The organism is Qipengyuania sp. L-5Y, from assembly GCF_056859455.1.
Genome location: NZ_JBSXOM010000032.1, coordinates 259,115 through 275,214, shown reverse-complemented (window position 1 = coordinate 275,214; position 16,100 = coordinate 259,115). Strand labels below are relative to the sequence as shown.

12 protein-coding genes are annotated in these 16,100 nt (G+C 59.2%); 5 read left to right on the top strand and 7 right to left on the bottom strand.

Annotated features, from left to right (window positions below):
• The first annotated feature begins 299 nt into the window (after positions 1 to 299).
• The 3 genes from AC13F2_RS14940 (at position 300) to asnB (ending at position 4,692) form a co-directional block, all read left to right on the top strand.
• Positions 300 to 1,145, top strand: coding sequence for a sulfotransferase family protein (locus AC13F2_RS14940; protein WP_482965679.1), 846 nt, complete (start codon positions 300 to 302; stop codon positions 1,143 to 1,145).
• A 278-nt stretch (positions 1,146 to 1,423) separates the two neighbouring features.
• Positions 1,424 to 2,653 carry a polysaccharide pyruvyl transferase family protein gene (locus AC13F2_RS14935; RefSeq protein WP_482965678.1) on the top strand — a complete coding sequence of 410 codons (1,230 nt, stop codon included), beginning with the start codon at positions 1,424 to 1,426 and terminating at the stop codon, positions 2,651 to 2,653.
• Positions 2,654 to 2,748: 95 nt separating this feature from the next.
• Entirely contained in the window at positions 2,749 to 4,692 is a 1,944-nt protein-coding gene (gene asnB / locus AC13F2_RS14930) for an asparagine synthase (glutamine-hydrolyzing) (protein WP_482965677.1), read from the top strand.
• 14 nt (positions 4,693 to 4,706) lie between these two features.
• On the opposite strand, the gene AC13F2_RS14925 is transcribed toward asnB, so the two are convergent.
• Positions 4,707 to 6,062, bottom strand: coding sequence for a lipopolysaccharide biosynthesis protein (locus tag AC13F2_RS14925; protein WP_103023577.1), 1,356 nt, complete (start codon positions 6,060 to 6,062; stop codon positions 4,707 to 4,709).
• Positions 6,059 to 7,423 carry an O-antigen ligase family protein gene (locus tag AC13F2_RS14920; RefSeq protein WP_482965676.1) on the bottom strand — a complete coding sequence of 455 codons (1,365 nt, stop codon included), beginning with the start codon at positions 7,421 to 7,423 and terminating at the stop codon, positions 6,059 to 6,061. Before AC13F2_RS14920 ends, AC13F2_RS14925 begins: the two co-directional genes overlap by 4 nt.
• Before the next feature lie 248 nt (positions 7,424 to 7,671).
• Here AC13F2_RS14920 and AC13F2_RS14915 point away from each other — a divergent pair, with 248 nt between their 5' ends.
• Positions 7,672 to 9,057 (top strand): pectate lyase family protein, encoded by a 1,386-nt coding sequence (locus AC13F2_RS14915; protein ID WP_482965675.1) that lies wholly within the window; start codon positions 7,672 to 7,674, stop codon positions 9,055 to 9,057.
• Positions 9,058 to 9,085: 28 nt separating this feature from the next.
• Positions 9,086 to 10,270, top strand: coding sequence for a glycosyltransferase (locus tag AC13F2_RS14910; RefSeq protein WP_482965674.1), 1,185 nt, complete (start codon positions 9,086 to 9,088; stop codon positions 10,268 to 10,270).
• Here AC13F2_RS14910 and AC13F2_RS14905 read toward each other — a convergent pair.
• From AC13F2_RS14905 to AC13F2_RS14885, 5 genes are all read right to left on the bottom strand, one after another.
• Positions 10,242 to 11,045: a class I SAM-dependent methyltransferase gene (locus AC13F2_RS14905; RefSeq protein WP_482965673.1), complete on the bottom strand. Its 804-nt coding sequence runs from the start codon at positions 11,043 to 11,045 to the stop codon at positions 10,242 to 10,244. The two genes, AC13F2_RS14910 and AC13F2_RS14905, sit on opposite strands and share 29 nt — an antisense overlap.
• 192 nt (positions 11,046 to 11,237) lie before the next feature.
• Positions 11,238 to 12,431 (bottom strand): glycosyltransferase family 4 protein, encoded by a 1,194-nt coding sequence (locus AC13F2_RS14900; RefSeq protein WP_482965672.1) that lies wholly within the window; start codon positions 12,429 to 12,431, stop codon positions 11,238 to 11,240.
• A 236-nt stretch (positions 12,432 to 12,667) separates the two neighbouring features.
• Positions 12,668 to 14,383, bottom strand: a complete 1,716-nt coding sequence (locus tag AC13F2_RS14895) for a hypothetical protein (protein ID WP_482965671.1) — start codon at positions 14,381 to 14,383, stop codon at positions 12,668 to 12,670.
• A 163-nt stretch (positions 14,384 to 14,546) separates the two neighbouring features.
• Positions 14,547 to 15,236 (bottom strand): PIG-L deacetylase family protein, encoded by a 690-nt coding sequence (locus tag AC13F2_RS14890; protein WP_482965670.1) that lies wholly within the window; start codon positions 15,234 to 15,236, stop codon positions 14,547 to 14,549.
• A 2-nt stretch (positions 15,237 to 15,238) separates the two neighbouring features.
• Positions 15,239 to 16,096: a methionyl-tRNA formyltransferase gene (locus AC13F2_RS14885; protein ID WP_482965669.1), complete on the bottom strand. Its 858-nt coding sequence runs from the start codon at positions 16,094 to 16,096 to the stop codon at positions 15,239 to 15,241.
• Positions 16,097 to 16,100: the final 4 nt, after the last annotated feature.

Here is a 16,100-nt window from a genome sequence, read left to right as displayed (position 1 = left end):
TTCTCAACTGCTTAGGAAAGTGATGCACTGATCGGCGCGGATGCTCCTGAGCATATCTTTTGCGCCGGGCGCGGGTAGGCGGGTCAGTCGATGCGCCTGGATCGCCATCGCCCTGCCTTGATCGGGTTTGTGCCCATGACTAGCGTTAATGGTGCATCTTCCTGGGAAGGTGCGGCGCCAGTTGCATATGAAGGGTGCAGTCTGACTTTCCGTCCGAAGGCTCAGGTTGCACTTCCATCGTCTCGTCGAATGCGTTGGTATCCAGCGGCCAGCGCGATGGGCAAAGGTTAGGGCAGGCAATGCAGTTAAAGGACATCGATTTCGTCATTATCGGCGCCGCAAAATCGGCGACGACATGGCTGCAAACACAGCTGCAGTCCGATCCTTCGGTCTACATGCCGGACCCGGAACTTCATTATTTCTCGAGGGAATATGCTCGCGGAACAGACTGGTACCTGTCGCAATTCGCTGAAGGACGGCGGGACAAGCTTGTTGGCGAGAAATCGAACTCGTATCTCTATGTCCCGGAGGCCGCTGCACGACTTCACCGTGACGTCCCGCAAGCGAAACTGATCGCGCAGCTTCGGCATCCGGTAGAACGGGCTTACTCCAGTTATTGCATGCTGTATCGCCGGGGACAGGTCGGGGGCGACATAGACAAATATCTGAACCCCTCTCTCGGGGAGAGCGAGCAGATCCTGAAGTCCGGAAGATACGCTTCGCACCTCGAGCGGTTCATCGATTTATTCGGGCGTGAGAGGATGCTCATCCTGTTTTTCGAAGGCGTCTCGAAAAGCCCGAAGGCACAGCTGACACAGGTGCGCGCCCATCTTGGGCTTTCGCCACGTCCGCTCGCTGTAAAGTCGCAATCAAAGGTGAAGGACAAGACGACCCCGCTCGTACCGGGGCGCCTGCGCAAGCGGCTGGATTGGCTTAAGCCGATCGTTCGTCCATTGCGGGGCGCGCCCGCGTTCGAGGCGGCGAGAGGCCTCATCGCAACCGAGATCGAATATCCACCGCTCACCGACGAACTCAGACAGCGTCTGAGCGATTATTACGCTCCCTCCATTGAAGCTCTGGAACGGATGAGTGGCCAGCCGCTCAGCCATTGGTACAGCTCTCCGGATCAGGCGAAAGTGGCGTGAGAGTTCGGGCGGCCGCCAACGTATGCCGGCGGCTATAAAGGACTAATCGCTTTTCCCAAATGTGATCGGTCAAAGCGATTGGTAGCTCTGGCTGTGCCAGCTTCACGCCCGCCGGAATACCACAGCTCTGCAATTTTAGACGGAGCCGGATGGTGCCGAGGCCAGCTGGCTGAAATCGAGCAGAAGTTGCTCGGCACGAGACCACTTCGGTCGGTGGAAACACGCCCGAACCCTCATCTCTCGGGGTGAACGGAATTTTGAGAAGGCCTTCAATCAATATGAAAAAGTTCATCGTGACCGGCGTTCAGATGCGAAACAAGGGCTCTCAAGCGATGTTCCTGTCGCTCTGTTACGGGCTCAAGTCCATCTATCCGGGCTGTGAGGTCGTCGGGTTTGCCAATAAGTACGACGACCCCGCTCAGTATCAGTTCGAACTATTTCCATATGACGATTTCACGCGCCTGGTTTTCAAATACCGGCTCAACCGTGTGCCTTGGCTAGGGGATGTCCTGGCGAGGTTCGCGGGCATGTGGCGGAAGACTGGAAAGTGGTCCGGTAAGATTACCGAGATGGACAGCGCTCTGCGAGACGCTGACGCTATCTTCGATGCGAGCGGGTACACGTTGGGATCCGGCTGGGGGAAGGGTGGGGGCAGGCTGCTTCTTCAGACGATCCGTATCGCGAGGGAATATAAGAAACAGATCATCCTGATGCCCCAGAGCTTCGGCCCTTTCGACTGGGGTGAGGACGATGATGCGGCATTCCTCGACGAGGTTCGGGAGGAACTGGACTACTGCACGCGCATCTACGCGCGCGAGCGTGAGGGATATGGGTGTCTACGGTCTCTCGGGCTGGGCAATGTCGAGTTGTCGGCAGATATGGTGATCCGCGAGAAGGTATTTCCGCAAGCGCGCGACATCCTCAGTTCTTACGATGCCGCGACAGTAAGCTATCCGCCCCCGGGATCCGTGGGCTTCATCATCAACGAAAATGTATTCAGGATCGGAAACCCCGATGCGGTGCTGGACCTCTATTCGCGCATGCTGGACCGTCTGACCACTGCAGGCGAGCGGGTGTTCATTCTCAACACCTCCACTGCCGACTTCAGACTGGTCGAAAGCGTCCTCGGCAAAACGGAAAACAGGGACAAGGTAGGTCTGATAAGTGGGGAATACTCCAGCCCGGAATTGATCGATATCATCGGTCGCTTCAAATACGTCGTTGCCTCCCGCTATCATTCGGTGGTGTTCGCCTACCGGAGCGGTGTACCGGCCATCATCCTCGGCTGGGCAAGCAAATATATCGACTTGGCGGCTCACTTCCAGCAGGACGAATATGTGTTCGATATCAGGGATCCGGATGCTGGACGGATCATTGAGCAGGTCGACCGGATGAGCGTGAATTACGCCGCAGAATCCCGGCAAATCCTGGCTTGCCTGGAAGAGATTCAAAGGACGTCGGTAATCGGCGAAGCTGCAAGCCTCTTGCGATCGGCGCCCTCGCTTTAACCGCAGAAGCACATCCCGCTGCTCATTCCACTTTCTCCCCTTTAAATACCCATTTTCGCACTCGCAACGTAGATACGCGCACCTAAGCTAGCGGTATGTGCGGAATTGCTGGCTTTCTGGATTTTGATCGTCAGCGATGTGCTGATCCTCTCCGCCTGCTTGACAGCATGAGGGATACCCTGACGCACCGTGGACCGGACGCCGGTGGCTCCGCACTGGAAGCGGAAGGTCGGATTGGACTGGGGCATCGCCGCCTTGCGATCATAGATCTATCGCAAACCGGTGCGCAGCCGATGGAATCGGCGTCCGGTCGCCATGTCATCGTTTTCAATGGCGAAATTTACAATTTTCAGTCCATACGAAACGAACTGACCGCGCTCGGTGTGGATTTCCGGGGAACGTCCGACACGGAGGTTCTTCTCGAGGCGGTCGAGCATTTCGGTCTTGCGGGGGCGCTCGGGCGGGCCAACGGTATGTTCGCGTTGGCGATCTACGATCGAAAGACACGACAACTGGCCTTTGCGCGCGATCGCCTGGGAAAGAAGCCGCTTTATATCGGCATCAGCGGCAGCACACTTGCTTTCGGATCGGAATTGAAGGCGCTCCGCTGCCATCCGAAATTCAGCCATTTGCAAATCGATCCTCGCGCCGCAGCGCAATATAAGCGGCTGGGTTATGTGCCGGCGCCATTGTCGATTTACCGCCATGTCGGAAAGTTACCGGCTGCGAGCTATCTCGTTTTCTCGATCGATGGGAAGGCGCCTGATCCGGAGGCAATTCACGAGGAAGCAGTCCAGTACTGGAGCATGTACGACGCGGCACGAGAAGGGGCGGAAGCTCGGTTCGGAGATGAGTCCGAGGCTTTGGATGCGCTCGAAAATCAACTGGGCGCGGCGGTTGAAAGGCGCCTGGTTTCAGACGTCCCCGTAGGGGCCTTCCTCTCTGGCGGGGTGGATTCCAGTCTTGTGTGCGCCGTCATGCAGGAACAGCTGGGTGGTCGCGCAAAGACCTTTACGGTCGGCTTTGCAGAAAGCGAGTTCGACGAGACAGCCGATGCGGCAGAACTTGCCGCGTATATCGGATCGTATCACACCGAACTGCCTCTTGATCCTGATGCGGCGCTCGGCGCTGTTGGTGAGCTGCAGGAAATTTTCGACGAACCATTTGCCGATCCTTCCCAGATCCCGTCCTTGCTGATCTCGCGCCTGATCCGGTCCGAGGTCACGGTCGCAATTTCCGGTGATGGTGGTGACGAATTCTTCGGCGGCTATAAACGCTACTCGCGTATGCTTGCGATGGAGCGGCTGGCAAAGCGGTTGCCCAACGCAGCATGGCAGGCGTTTGACAAAGCTCCGTTGTGGCTGGTCGATGCCGGTTCCAAAGCGGCCGGGCGGCTTACCTCCGCAGTACACGCGGAAGAATTGAGCGGTGATCGGATGAAAAAGATACTCGCGGTTGTCGGTCAGCGCGACTTCCGCCATCGCTACGAACAATTCAACTCGCAATGGACGGGGGAGGGAGCGGCAAGTTCCAGTCCTTTGATCACAAGCCCTGTGCCTCCAGGGTTCGGCCAGTTGGAACAGATGATGTATCTAGACGCAATCTGTTACCTGCCGGATGATGTTCTGGTGAAGGTGGATCGTGCGTCGATGGCGGCAAGCCTGGAGGTTCGCGCGCCGCTATTGGATTATGAGCTCATTTCGACCGCATGGAGAATGCCTGCGAGCCTGCGGACGCAAAATGGCGAGATCGGGAAAATGGCATTGCGAAAGCTGCTTGCGCGGCGCGTGCCGGAACACATGATCAACCGGCCGAAACGCGGCTTCGGGGTGCCTCTCAACGAATGGCTACGAGGTCCACTTCGCAACTTGGCCGACGAACATCTGGCCGCTGCCAAGGTGGATCAGGTAGGTTATTTCGATAGCGATAAGGTAAGCAAGCTGTGGGCTGAACACCGTTCGGGCCGGCGCAACTGGGGCTTCCATCTTTGGAACTGCATCTGTTTCAGCCTGTGGCATGGCCGTTGGATGACGCATTAGGCATATTCGATAATTCAGGAGGCCTCCGGCGCAACCTGTGAAGCGGAAGCCCGCCTCAGGCTTCGCCACATTGCGACATCCAGCATGATCGCATTGACTGCACCGAACCCGATATGCGCAAAGCTTGCGCCAATCGCACCGTAAGCCGGAATTGTATTGATGGCGATGGCAAGGAACACAGCCGTCGAACATGCCGACGCTCCAAGTGCATATTGCGGGCGGTTCATTGCCAGTAAGGCCGACCGGGATGGGGCCGAATGCATGATGAGAAACACCGCGAACAGCTGAGCGACCAGGATCGCATAGGCTGGTGTAAACGCAGACCCGAATGCCAGTCCGATAATCGGTTTGCCGACCACTATTGTAACCAGGATCACGCCGCCCAGGATCACAGCAAGCAGTCCTTGAACGCCGACAACCGTCCGGCGGAAGCTTTCGGTGATTTTTCCGGCCCACATTCGTGCAAGATCCGGATAGACAACCATCTGTATCATCTCGCCAGAGCTCATGGCGACTTTCGCCATTCGCTTTGCGATGTGGTAGAAACCGGCCGCTTCCGTGCTGTCAGTCAGCGCACCGACGATCAGCGTATCTGCTTCATGGGTAATCGTGCGCAAAGCGCTCGATGCGTTCGTGGTAAAGGCAAAGCCCAGGAAACCGGGGAAGTCCTTGTGCAGATTACCCATGCGCGCACGAAACGGGGATGGAGTGCCTTGCCGGGCAAGCTGGCGAAACCCGATGAAGTTGTAAATCAGGGCATCGACCACCTGGCAAATGGTCCAAACCCAGACGAACGTCATCAGTCCGCTTCCCATCCAATAGAAAATTGCCGCTAGAAGCAGGCGCAGCAAGCCAGCCAGAAAGACGATGTACGCCATCGTCCGGAACATGCCTGCCATGCGCAGGACGGCCGATGACATGCCGCGCAGGTTCAAGGCGATCGCGATCGCATAAATCGCCACCAACGGGACCATTTCCGGCGGAAAGTCGAAAAACGATGTCAGAATGAAGCCTGCCAGGACGGTCAGCAATGCGGCCACCGCCGCTCCGACCGCGTCGAGAAGCAGGCCGAAGAGATACAGGCGCGACATTCTTTCCGGGTCGGACGCGCCTTCTTCTGTAGCGGCGTACCGAACGAGCGGTTGCCAGGATTCAAAACGCACAACCCTTTCGCACACGCGCCCGACGGCCAATGTCAGGGCGAGTACGCCGAAGGCCTCCGGTCCCAGCGCGCGTGTGGCAAATGCGATGCTTCCGATCATGACCAGAGCATTGCCGAGATTTCCGGTCAGCAGATGGAGCACGCTCTTTACACGTGATCGCAAGACCGACTTCTCCGAAGTGCCGGGCACAGCAACACCCTTGTTCATGAAGGCGATCCCCAGGTCGCGCTGTCAGCGGTTTTCTGGATTGGCGCCGGGCTGGCCTGAAGCTCGTCGCGAGGCCGTGGCCGGGCGCGCGGAATTTCAACGCGCGTGCAAGTCAGTATGGCGAGGAATACCGGGGCGACCCACAGCCGCGCGTACATGTGCGGAACGGTCAGCGTGAACAGCGTGAAGATCAGCAGGACTCCCACGCAGATGATCCCGCGGCGCGGATCAACCGACATGTTGGTCAAGGCCCGGAACCACAGTATCGCAAGCAGTCCCAGGAAACCGATCAGTCCCGATAACCCGCCCTCGGTCAACAGCAGCAGAGGAAAGACGTGGACTGGCGCCTGATGGATGCTGACGACCCTGAAGCTGTCTACGCCGAGCCCCAGGAACAGCGTATCGCCGGACATGCGCCAAGCCTCCTTTGCCAGCTCCATGCGTCCGGCAAAGGTGCCCGCTTCCTGGAGCCCGCCTCCCGCAAGTGCTCCATAGACGCGCTGCTCGAATGGCGCAGGTAAGGGGAAACCGCTGGCGAAATACGCTGCACCCAGTCCCACCAACGTCATCAACGCGAGGATCGCCCATTGCGGCGATCGAATGATCATAACGAGCGATACCGCGCTCAGGCATATCACGAAGCCGCCGAAACTTGCCGAGGCGATGATACCCCACAACAGGAACACGCCGCACACTAGCGCGAGCAGCCGGTTCATCAGGCCCCGATCGATCGCATAAAGCAGCAGTACCAACGCGAAGCCGGCCATGGCGCAATTGTTGTTGGCGTTTCCCGAAAACGCCCCCAGCCGGCCCATGCCCGTGATGAAATTGTTGCCGAATATTGGCGCGGTATCGGCGTAGTCGAAGAAGATATTGGCGATATTCCCGAACGCTTGCGAGAACGTGACGCCAAGGATGTAGAACACCACACAGTGCTGCAGCGTCTTCTGATTGAAACTGGCGAACATCATCGGCAGCAGCAGATATGCGAAGCTGTATTGCAGTGCGACGACGAGCCATCGCATCACCTCGCCATTGACGACCGTGCTGACGAACAGGCTCCCCAACATCAGGATCAATGCAAAGATCCAGGCCGGCGAAAACCCCTCCATGGGCGTCAGGTTGAAGCGCGAGGTGGCCACCAGTCCCAATATGACGACCAGAAACGCGCCGTCGGAGATCGTGAAGTTCAGGTCTCCCGGCCGCGCGATCTGCCAAGATACGGAGAAGATGCCGACAAGCAGGAACCCGTAAAGAACGCCTGAAATCGAGAGCGGGGCGCCCTGCCGGGACCTCCTTGCGGCCGCGCGTCTGGTCGCGGCCGGCGCGTCGAGGCGCGCATCTTCGAAGACAGTGCTCATCACACCGAAATGTACTGTATCGCTTTTCCGCAGCCAAAGACGGGTTTGGCTATCGCCGCGGCTCTCTAGCGCCTCGGACCGGCAATTTTGGGTCGATGCCTACGCCCTATGGGGGAGTGCCCCTCGGCGGCAGCGAAACTTCGCCGACGCGCTATCCGGGTGAGCGATGGACACTTGCCCCGGCAGGCTGCAGCGTCTGCCCTCGGCTAACCACATTTGCGGGCGAGGTCTCAGGCTCAGTAATCATCATGCGACCGGTATGGACACTCTGTGCGAAACTGTCGGGGCTGGCCTTCGCGGCGAGCCTGGCCTCCTGCGCGGATTCTGCCGAAAGCGGCACTCAGCCGGACGCGGAACAGGAGGTCTGGCAAAAGCCCGACGTCCCCGCCTTCCCGGGCGCCGAAGGCTATGGCGCCCGGAGCAAGGGCGGCCGCGGCGGGCGGATCATTCGGGTGACCACACTGGCCGATTCCGGGCCGGGCAGCCTGCGCGATTGCATCGAAACTCTGGGGCCGAGGGTCTGCGTCTTTCGCGTATCGGGCCTGATCCGTTTCACCGGCGCGCCGCCTCGCATCCGCCATCCCTTCATAACCATCGCTGGCGAGAGCGCGCCGGGCGAGGGCATTACCCTGGCGCACGGCGGCGGCAAAGTTGGGCGCACGCCCCTTGTCATTAAGAACACGAATGATGTGATCGTGCGCCATCTGCGCATTCGCAACGACCGGGTCGGCGATGAACGCGGGAGCGAAGATGGCATAACCATCGAGAACAGCTCCCACGTGATCATCGATCATGTCAGCGCATCATGGGCGCGTGATGAACTGGTGAACGGATTTGGTAACAACAACTTCATTACCATAAGCAATTCGCTGTTTTCCTGGGGCATTCCCAAGCACGACAAATGCGCCTTGCTCGCTTCCGATCCGGAAAGGCCGCAGCATTTCAGCTTCCTGGGCAATTTGTGCGCCCATAATGGCGATCGCAATCCCGACATCAACTTCCCGCCGCTCTCCTGCGTCGAGGTCGTCAACAACGTATTTTACAATGCTCAGTCTGAATTCGCCGAGGTCTGGGAATCCTATGGCGGCACGCCCGTGGCGATTGTCGGAAACACCTTCATCGCCGGCCCCGATACGAAATCCAACGCGATCGGTGTCGTGCGACAAAGGATCGCCAGCACCGGGCCTGCGCGCGTGTTCGTTGCCGACAACGACTTCATCGGGAAATTCCTGCTGAAGGATCACGATTTGGCGGAGATCACGTTGGACCGGCCGGACTGTCCATTGACCGTCGCCCCTGCTTCGCCGCAAGCCGCCTATGCCCGCGTTCTGGCTATGGCCGGGGCGTTTCCGCGCGATGCGCTCGACCGGCAGGTCGTCGGCGAGGTGGAGCGGCGCGAGGGGTCGATCGTCCATTCACCGGGAACGATACCGGCAATCGCGGCGTCTCGCGCGCCTGCCGATACGGACAGGGATGGTATGCCGGATGACTGGGAAGACGCTCACGGTTCAAATCCGGACCTGCCCGATGCCTGGAAAGATGCGAACGGGAATGGCCTGGCGAATATCGAGGAATGGCTCGAGGAACGCCATCAGCAGCTGATGGGCGGCGTCCGGTCATCGAGCACGTCCTGATGCTCGTCCGAATGCGAAATCGGCAACCATGAAAGTTCTGCATGTCATCACCGGGCTCAATGTCGGCGGGGCGGAGAACATGCTTGCCAAGCTGATAGAGCAGGGCGGAGCGGACCAGCCCGAAGTCCTCTCCCTCCTGCCGCCCGGGCCGATTGCCGAACGTATTACCGCGCGGGGTGTCCCGGTGCATTCGCTCCGAATGCGGCGCGGCATGGTGGGTCCAAAAGCAATGCTCCGCGTGCGGCGACTGGTCGATCGAATTCGCCCCGACCTGATCCATGGCTGGATGTATCACGGAAATCTCATCGCGAGCTATGCGCGTTTCGGGCTCGGGCGCAGAGTGCCTCTGGTGTGGAACGTCAGACATTCCATTCCGGATCTCGCCAAGGAATCCTTCAAGACGAGGGCGATTCTAAGGCTTGGCGCAGCCATCTCGGCAGGGCCCGAAGCGATCGTGTACAACGCACATGTGTCCCGCTCTCAGCATCAGGCTGTCGGCTATTCTTCCGGTCGATCCGTTGTGATTGCCAACGGCTTCGATACCGCCCGCTTCGCGCCAAACCCGTCTGCGCGCGATGCGGCCCGGACGGCGTTCGGGTTCGCTCCGGGTGTTCTGCGGGTTGCGTGTGTTGCAAGGCTGCATCCCATGAAAGATCACGCGCGGCTGGTGCGCGCGATCGGCCGGGTGCGAAACGCGGGATGCGATGTGCATCTCGTCATGGTCGGGCACGGACTGGCCGATCCGCCTCGCGATCTTCAACAGGCGATCGAGGCCAATATTCCTTCCGATCGGATAACCGTTTGCGGCGCGCGTCTCGACGTGGCCGATTGGCTTCCGGGGATGGATCTTCTCGTCGTACCGTCTGCTTGGGGCGAGGCATTTCCGAATGTCATCGGCGAGGCACTCGCCTGCGGCGTGCCGGTGGTTGCCACCGATGTCGGGGACAGTGCGCGGATCGTGGGGGCACAGGGCATCGTCGTGCCGCCCAATGACACGGCAGCGCTGGCCCAGGCCATATTGGCGTTTGCCGCGCGCCCTGCTGCGGAACGTGCGGCCATGGGTCGGGCAGGGCGAGAGCGCGTGGTCAGAGATTACGCGCTCGAAAAGATCGGCGCTGCTTATGAGGAACTACATGCCTCTTGCGTGGATATGGCGCTGTACGATGCTCGCTCGGGTGAAGCCGCTATTGCGCCCCACCATAATGCGCGATGATCGCATCCGGACCGACAGCCTGGTCCGATTTCGTGCCCAGGAAATAAACTCCGCTGGCACCGTCGATGGCATAGTCGGCAGGGATGATCGCGTCGAAATAGACTGCCCAGAAAAAGGCCAGCTTGGCGATCTTGCCGGCAGAGCGTGAGCGAAAAACGCTGCGCACGAAATAATCGACTGCCCACATCAACTGTCTTCCTGGCCCACCGGATGACCCTGAATCGATCAGGGCAAATCGGCGGAACAGATAGCGGTGGCCGCTCTCGGTAAATCGCGTGAAGTCGTAAGCCCCTTCGTGGACCTGCTGCATGAAAGGGGTTTCGGCATAAACCAGCCCTCCGGGCTTCAGTACGCGCCGGATTTCGTCGGCTACTCGCTGCGGCTCCAGGACGTGTTCGAGCACAGCCTGCACCACGACCCCATCGAAATAGCCATCGACGATCGGAATATCGTGCGCATCGGCGACGAACTGCACCTGCGGCGTCGAGTATATGTCGAAGGCGAAAATTTCCACATCGGGATCGGCATATAGCGCCTTCATTCCCTGTCCCTCGCTCCCGCCACCGATCACGAGAACCCTGGGACGATCGGACCGGCGCTTGAGTTCGGAAATCAGGCGACAGACATTTCTGCGCGTCGAATTCTTTTCGGGCGACAGCAGGGATTTGATCAGTTTCGTGGCGAAGGAATATCGTGGCCGCGCGATCGCGCTTTCTGCATTCGTTGTTTCAAGATCTTCGCGGCGGATTACCGAATTCGCAAAATCGATAAGCACGGGTTTTCCACGGGCTACTGGAAAGTCGCAAGGCTCGCTTGCGTCGGCCGCGGTCCGCATGCTCACACGCCCGTTTTCGAATTTAAGGGCTTTTCCAGTCAGGGGACATCGGAGTGCACCGTCGAGATCTTCGATTGAAGCAAGCATGATAAGAATGCGCTCTAAAGCGGGGTAGTGCGCGAAGCGCGCCCGCTATTGAGACGAGAGGCTACTCCTGTCTGTTATGTTCACAGCGGGCTGCGCTTCTTTGGCCAGTTCCCGGTAGATCAGCGTCATCTGCTCGACGTGCCTTTCTCGCGAGAACCGGTTCTTCGCCATTGCTTGGGCACGGCGAACGAGGTCGGTGCAGCGCTCCGGAGAGCCAAGCAAATCCAGGATGGCTGTTGCCATCGCATAGGGATCGTCAGGTCGAACGATAATGCCGCAATCAGGGGTCAACGCTTCCGCATTGCCCCCCGATTTCGTGGCCACAACGGGTGTGCCGACCAGCATGGCTTCTACGAGGGTGCGTCCAAGAGGTTCGTTCAATGCTGTCACAAGCAGCGCGTCGCAAGCCGCAATCCAGTCATGCCCCGGTTCTCGATAGCCCATCAGTCTGACCAATGACCCAGCGTGCCTCGACGCCAGCCGAGCCTGCATCTCCGCGAAAAGTTCTGCGTCCTCCGGCTCGCCGAACATGACCCCCATGACCGGCCGATCGGCAATCTTTGCCAGCTCCTCTATGGCGTCGATGAACTTTAGGGGGCGCTTGCGAACGATATATTGGCCGCAGTAGCAGCAGATGATCGTATCATCCGGGCAGCCCAGTTCGGCGACCAGACGCTTGCGCATCGCCGCGCGGTCGATGTTCAGATTGACGTCGAACGGGCTGTGGATCACGCGGGCCGCCTTCAACTTTCCCCAGCGCCGCGGAGGAAGCGAATATTCCGAAACAGCGGCGATCTGATCGGCAAGAACAGGGGCGACGAAACCCGTTCCGCGGGCATCCGGGTCGCCCCGGTGGTGCCACAGGACTTTCGCTCCCGCCAACTTTGCTGCCAGCGCCCAGCTCGCATGACTTCGACCATCGTTCGTGTGGACTATATCGGCCTGCAATTCTTTCAGCAGGCGAGCGCGGCCCGCGATGCGAGGCACGGTGCGGAGCGTACTTCCAAGGCCGAATCTGCTGCCGACCGTGAATGGCTCCTCCAGGGCGCAGGGATCGATGACCTGCTCGAAATGGCTGAAATATTGCGCAATCCGACCATCGGGAACTTCGACGATGACGATGATACGATAGAGGTGCTCGGAGAGCGCATCGAGGAGACCTCTGAGGGAAATATGACTGCCTCCCAACCGATCACCGGCAAATGCGAGGCAGATGGTCGTTCTTCGCCGGGTAGCCATATCGCTAAGCTCGCTCCTCACCGGTTGCGCATTGGCCGACTGGGAAAAGGCAGGGTCACGAAACACGGCGTGACAGGGCCGATCGGCATCGAAAGGGCGCAGCATCTGAAAGCGGGACAGTCGGCGCTGGCGGCCGGAAACTCAAATTCTCTTAGGTATACCCTCCACCTGATTTGCCGTGGCTTGCCAATGTGGATCGCGACTTGTGCCGACGACGGGCATGGCTTTCCGCCCAGTCACCGACCGCAGTTCGGTGCTGGCAATTGCCGGGAACTGTTGAACAGGTTTTCGTAACGGACATCGTCCTTTGCCAACATGTTCAGATATTCCTCGATGTTGGGATAGCCGTCGCCGTCCGCATCCTCGTTTGCATCTGGACGGTTCGCATCTGTGTTTGTGTAACGGGCTTCCCATTCATCGGGCATGCCGTCGTTGTCCCCGTCCGGCAGTGGATCGTATCCGGCCGTGATGAGAGCGAAGCCGCCGTAATCTGCAGGGTCTCCGCTCGTGAAGCCACCTTGGAAAAGGTAGGGTGCACGATCGCACGTCTGAAGGTCTTCGATGTACAGCGCATCGACATTGTCCCGGCAACCGCCCCCTCGGCAGAGTATCGCCCCCGCCTGATCCAACACCGTACGCTGCGACGTTCGGGCATCGGTCAGCATCCAGGGGCGAAGGTAATTCTGGCTGATGCCGGGCGCGTAGGTCATGGCATCGACAAACATGCCCGAATTGATGGTTGTGCCGGGATAGGCGCCGAACCCGCGTCGTGCCTCGTTACCCGATCGATAGATCGAAAAGCCGAACGATGCGATCGTCGCTCGGTTGAAGATGGCTGGAAAGAACGATTCCGGGCGGTCCTGTGAAAGGACACCCTCCATGTGGGTGTTGTTGATCCAGTTGAGGTAGACGCTCCCGAACTGGTTTGAAATCAGGCCGGGCTCGCTGATGAAATTGTAGACCGTGTTGCCAATGTAATCGACCTGCCCGGTGTTGCCTGTGGCTTCAGGCGTCGTACCTGCCGCGATATTGGCGCCGCGCTCGTCGCCGTGCTGCGAAAGGTTGTAAACGATCGTGGCGCGGTTGACGGGCTTCATGAAGAAGGTCTTGCAGTGATAATTGCCTGGGTCATGGCCAGCGTCGCGGCAAAGGTTCGGGCCGACCATGGAAAACTGCACCGTGCAATCGGTGCAAACCGCATCCAGACTTTCATCCGTGCCGAACATGGCGGTCACATGGTCGAGTATCTGCCGGCTGCTGCTGCCGATGCGGACGGAATCTCCATTGCTGCTCGGTGCATCGGTGTGGTTGCCATAGCGGAACCTGATATGTCGAACGATCGCGTTCGCCTGGCTTCGCGTATAGAATAGCGGGGCGTCGACCAGTCCCTTGCCGCGAACGACCTCGATACCGTTCGGCGATGTCTGACCGGCGATGTAAATTCCGTCCACGGTGATCCGCATTTCCGAATTCACCACGATCTGCCCGCTTACATCGAACACGCAGTAACGCGGGCGCCCTGCAGGAATTGCGTATGGGGAGGACACCGCCAGAGCGAGAGCGCATTCGCGCAATGTGATAAGGCCATCGTCGGGGTCTGCTGTGTCGGCGAGGCTATTGATCCGGTAAACGACCGCATTGGAGCCACGGGCACTTGCCTGCGCTCCAAATCCAATCGCAGTCGGAAAGGCGAGGGGGTGGCGGCTTGCCTCGGGAATGGCCCCGTCGTCCGGGTTTGCGAAAGCGGAACCGGCACCGGTTCCCGGAGTGGGCGTGGGCGTTGGGCTCGGCGTCGGTGAGGGCGCTGGTGACGCAGTCGGTGTCGGGGTCGGCGGAGCGCTGTCGCCGGAGCCACAAGCCGTCAGCAGCATTAAAGCTACCGGGCTCACGACCTTCCCGGCAATTATGCTTCTGGTTCTGCTGAGCGAGTAAATCTTGGATATGCGGGCCATCGTCTCGTCACCTGAAATGGACTTCGAGTCTGCGGCCCTCGTGACATTGCACCATACACGCGTTCATGCGGCGGGTATCTATCCGAGGCTGCGGTCATGCGGATGAATTGGACGGGATGTGCAGGGAAAGCGCCGGGATGTGACACATTCTCCGATCGTTGCGTCACGCGCGAAGGATTGACCGCACATGCATGAAAGCCTCGGCTGCCGGCAAATAGACGGCAGAGCCCCGTACCTTTGCCAACGCACGCAATGTCTCCGGGCTGCGCTCATCGGGAAAAGCGCGGCACTGGCTTTCGAACGCAGCAAAGGCATCCAGCTTTCGGTCGAGCGTTGCCGAGATGTCGATAAAAACGTTCGGAACGAACGCCGGTGTAATGGGCGCGGCGTACCAGTTGGTTTCACTCACCGTTTCGTAACAGAGTATCTGGCTGGGTGCCTTCGCATGCCGCGGCCGCGCGGCAACCATCGCCGCCAAGAATGTCAATTGATGATCCAGATGGATGTCACCGACGAATGGCAACAACAGGGTATCGGGCTGTAGGGTTTCGACCAGATCGGCAAACGGGGCGTTGCAGTCCCGCGCCGAGAGAGTGTCCATTTCGGCAGCCGGAAGATCGAGCAGCCGCGTATCGGTCACCCCCAGAATGGCGTGCGCTCGCCGCATCTCCGCATGTACTTGCTGAACTTGCTCTGCGGGAAATGTCGGTGACCGGCCCGTTGTGACCACTGCGATAGTAACGTCGCCACCTTCATCTGCCAGCCGCGCGAGGGTGCCTCCACACCCCAGAATCTCGTCATCGGGATGGGGGGCGATCGCCAGCACCCGGCCAAATCGCTCGGCAAGCGTCATTGTCACAAATTTCCCAGGATTGAATGCAGCCTCGGCCTTTTGTTCGCCCCCGATTCCCAATCCTCCACCCGGAGCAGTCCGTCGCCTGTCATGACCGTAAAGTGCTCTTCAGTTTGATCGACGATCTGGCCCTCGGTTGCGTGATAACGGCCAGCATCAGGTAAAAACGTGCTGCGCCACACGGTCAGTCGCTCCCCCCGATCATATGTAAATGCACCAGGATAGGGCTTCCCGACGGCGCGTACCAATCTATCGATGTCAGCTGCAGCAGCGCGCCAGTCTATCAAGCCATCGGCCGGTGTCCGTTTGGCTGCATAGGTCGCGTATCGCTCGTCCTGCTGCAAGCGAGGCGCATTGCCTGCGGCAAGGAGTTTCAACGACCTTTCGAGCATTACCGCGAGCGCTGCCTGGTGCCGGGCATAGAGCGTTTCCGCAGTCTCATTCGGCGCCACATGGAAAAACTGCTGGTCAATCAGATCGCCATTATCGACATCGTCACCGAGCCACATGAGAGAGCCCGCGGTAATCGGTTCGTTCAGGAGGATCGTCCACGCCAGTGCAGCGCGGCCGCGCAGACGTGGCAGAGGAGAGGGGTGATATCCGATTATCTTGCCGGGCTTGAGGTTCATGAATTCCTCACGGCAAATTTGCGACCAACCAATTACAAAGATGAAGTCCGCACCGGATTGCCCAATTGCATCGAGGCAATCGACACTGTTCGAATTGATCGTTCGGAAAATTCCTGCGCCTGCCGCACTGGCGATGTCGTTGAGATCAACGAAATCCGAATGTCTGCCAGCCGCCTCAAGTTCGAGAGTGACAATTAATTCGAGTGACCAGTCTGCCGAGCGAGCGATCATTTCG

Bases quoted from the DNA above. Each gene is read 5' to 3' on its own strand.
- AC13F2_RS14890 (WP_482965670.1), bottom strand. From the start codon at position 15,236: ATGACGCTTGCCGAGCGATTTGGCCGGGTGCTGGCGATCGCCCCCCAT.
- AC13F2_RS14925 (WP_103023577.1), bottom strand. From the start codon at position 6,062: ATGAACAAGGGTGTTGCTGTGCCCGGCACTTCGGAGAAGTCGGTCTTG.
- AC13F2_RS14940 (WP_482965679.1), top strand. From the start codon at position 300: ATGCAGTTAAAGGACATCGATTTCGTCATTATCGGCGCCGCAAAATCG.
- AC13F2_RS14920 (WP_482965676.1), bottom strand. From the start codon at position 7,423: ATGAGCACTGTCTTCGAAGATGCGCGCCTCGACGCGCCGGCCGCGACC.
- asnB (WP_482965677.1), top strand. From the start codon at position 2,749: ATGTGCGGAATTGCTGGCTTTCTGGATTTTGATCGTCAGCGATGTGCT.
- AC13F2_RS14915 (WP_482965675.1), top strand. From the start codon at position 7,672: ATGCGACCGGTATGGACACTCTGTGCGAAACTGTCGGGGCTGGCCTTC.
- AC13F2_RS14900 (WP_482965672.1), bottom strand. From the start codon at position 12,431: ATGGCTACCCGGCGAAGAACGACCATCTGCCTCGCATTTGCCGGTGAT.
- AC13F2_RS14895 (WP_482965671.1), bottom strand. From the start codon at position 14,383: ATGGCCCGCATATCCAAGATTTACTCGCTCAGCAGAACCAGAAGCATA.
- AC13F2_RS14885 (WP_482965669.1), bottom strand. From the start codon at position 16,096: ATGATCGCTCGCTCGGCAGACTGGTCACTCGAATTAATTGTCACTCTC.
- AC13F2_RS14910 (WP_482965674.1), top strand. From the start codon at position 9,086: ATGAAAGTTCTGCATGTCATCACCGGGCTCAATGTCGGCGGGGCGGAG.
- AC13F2_RS14935 (WP_482965678.1), top strand. From the start codon at position 1,424: ATGAAAAAGTTCATCGTGACCGGCGTTCAGATGCGAAACAAGGGCTCT.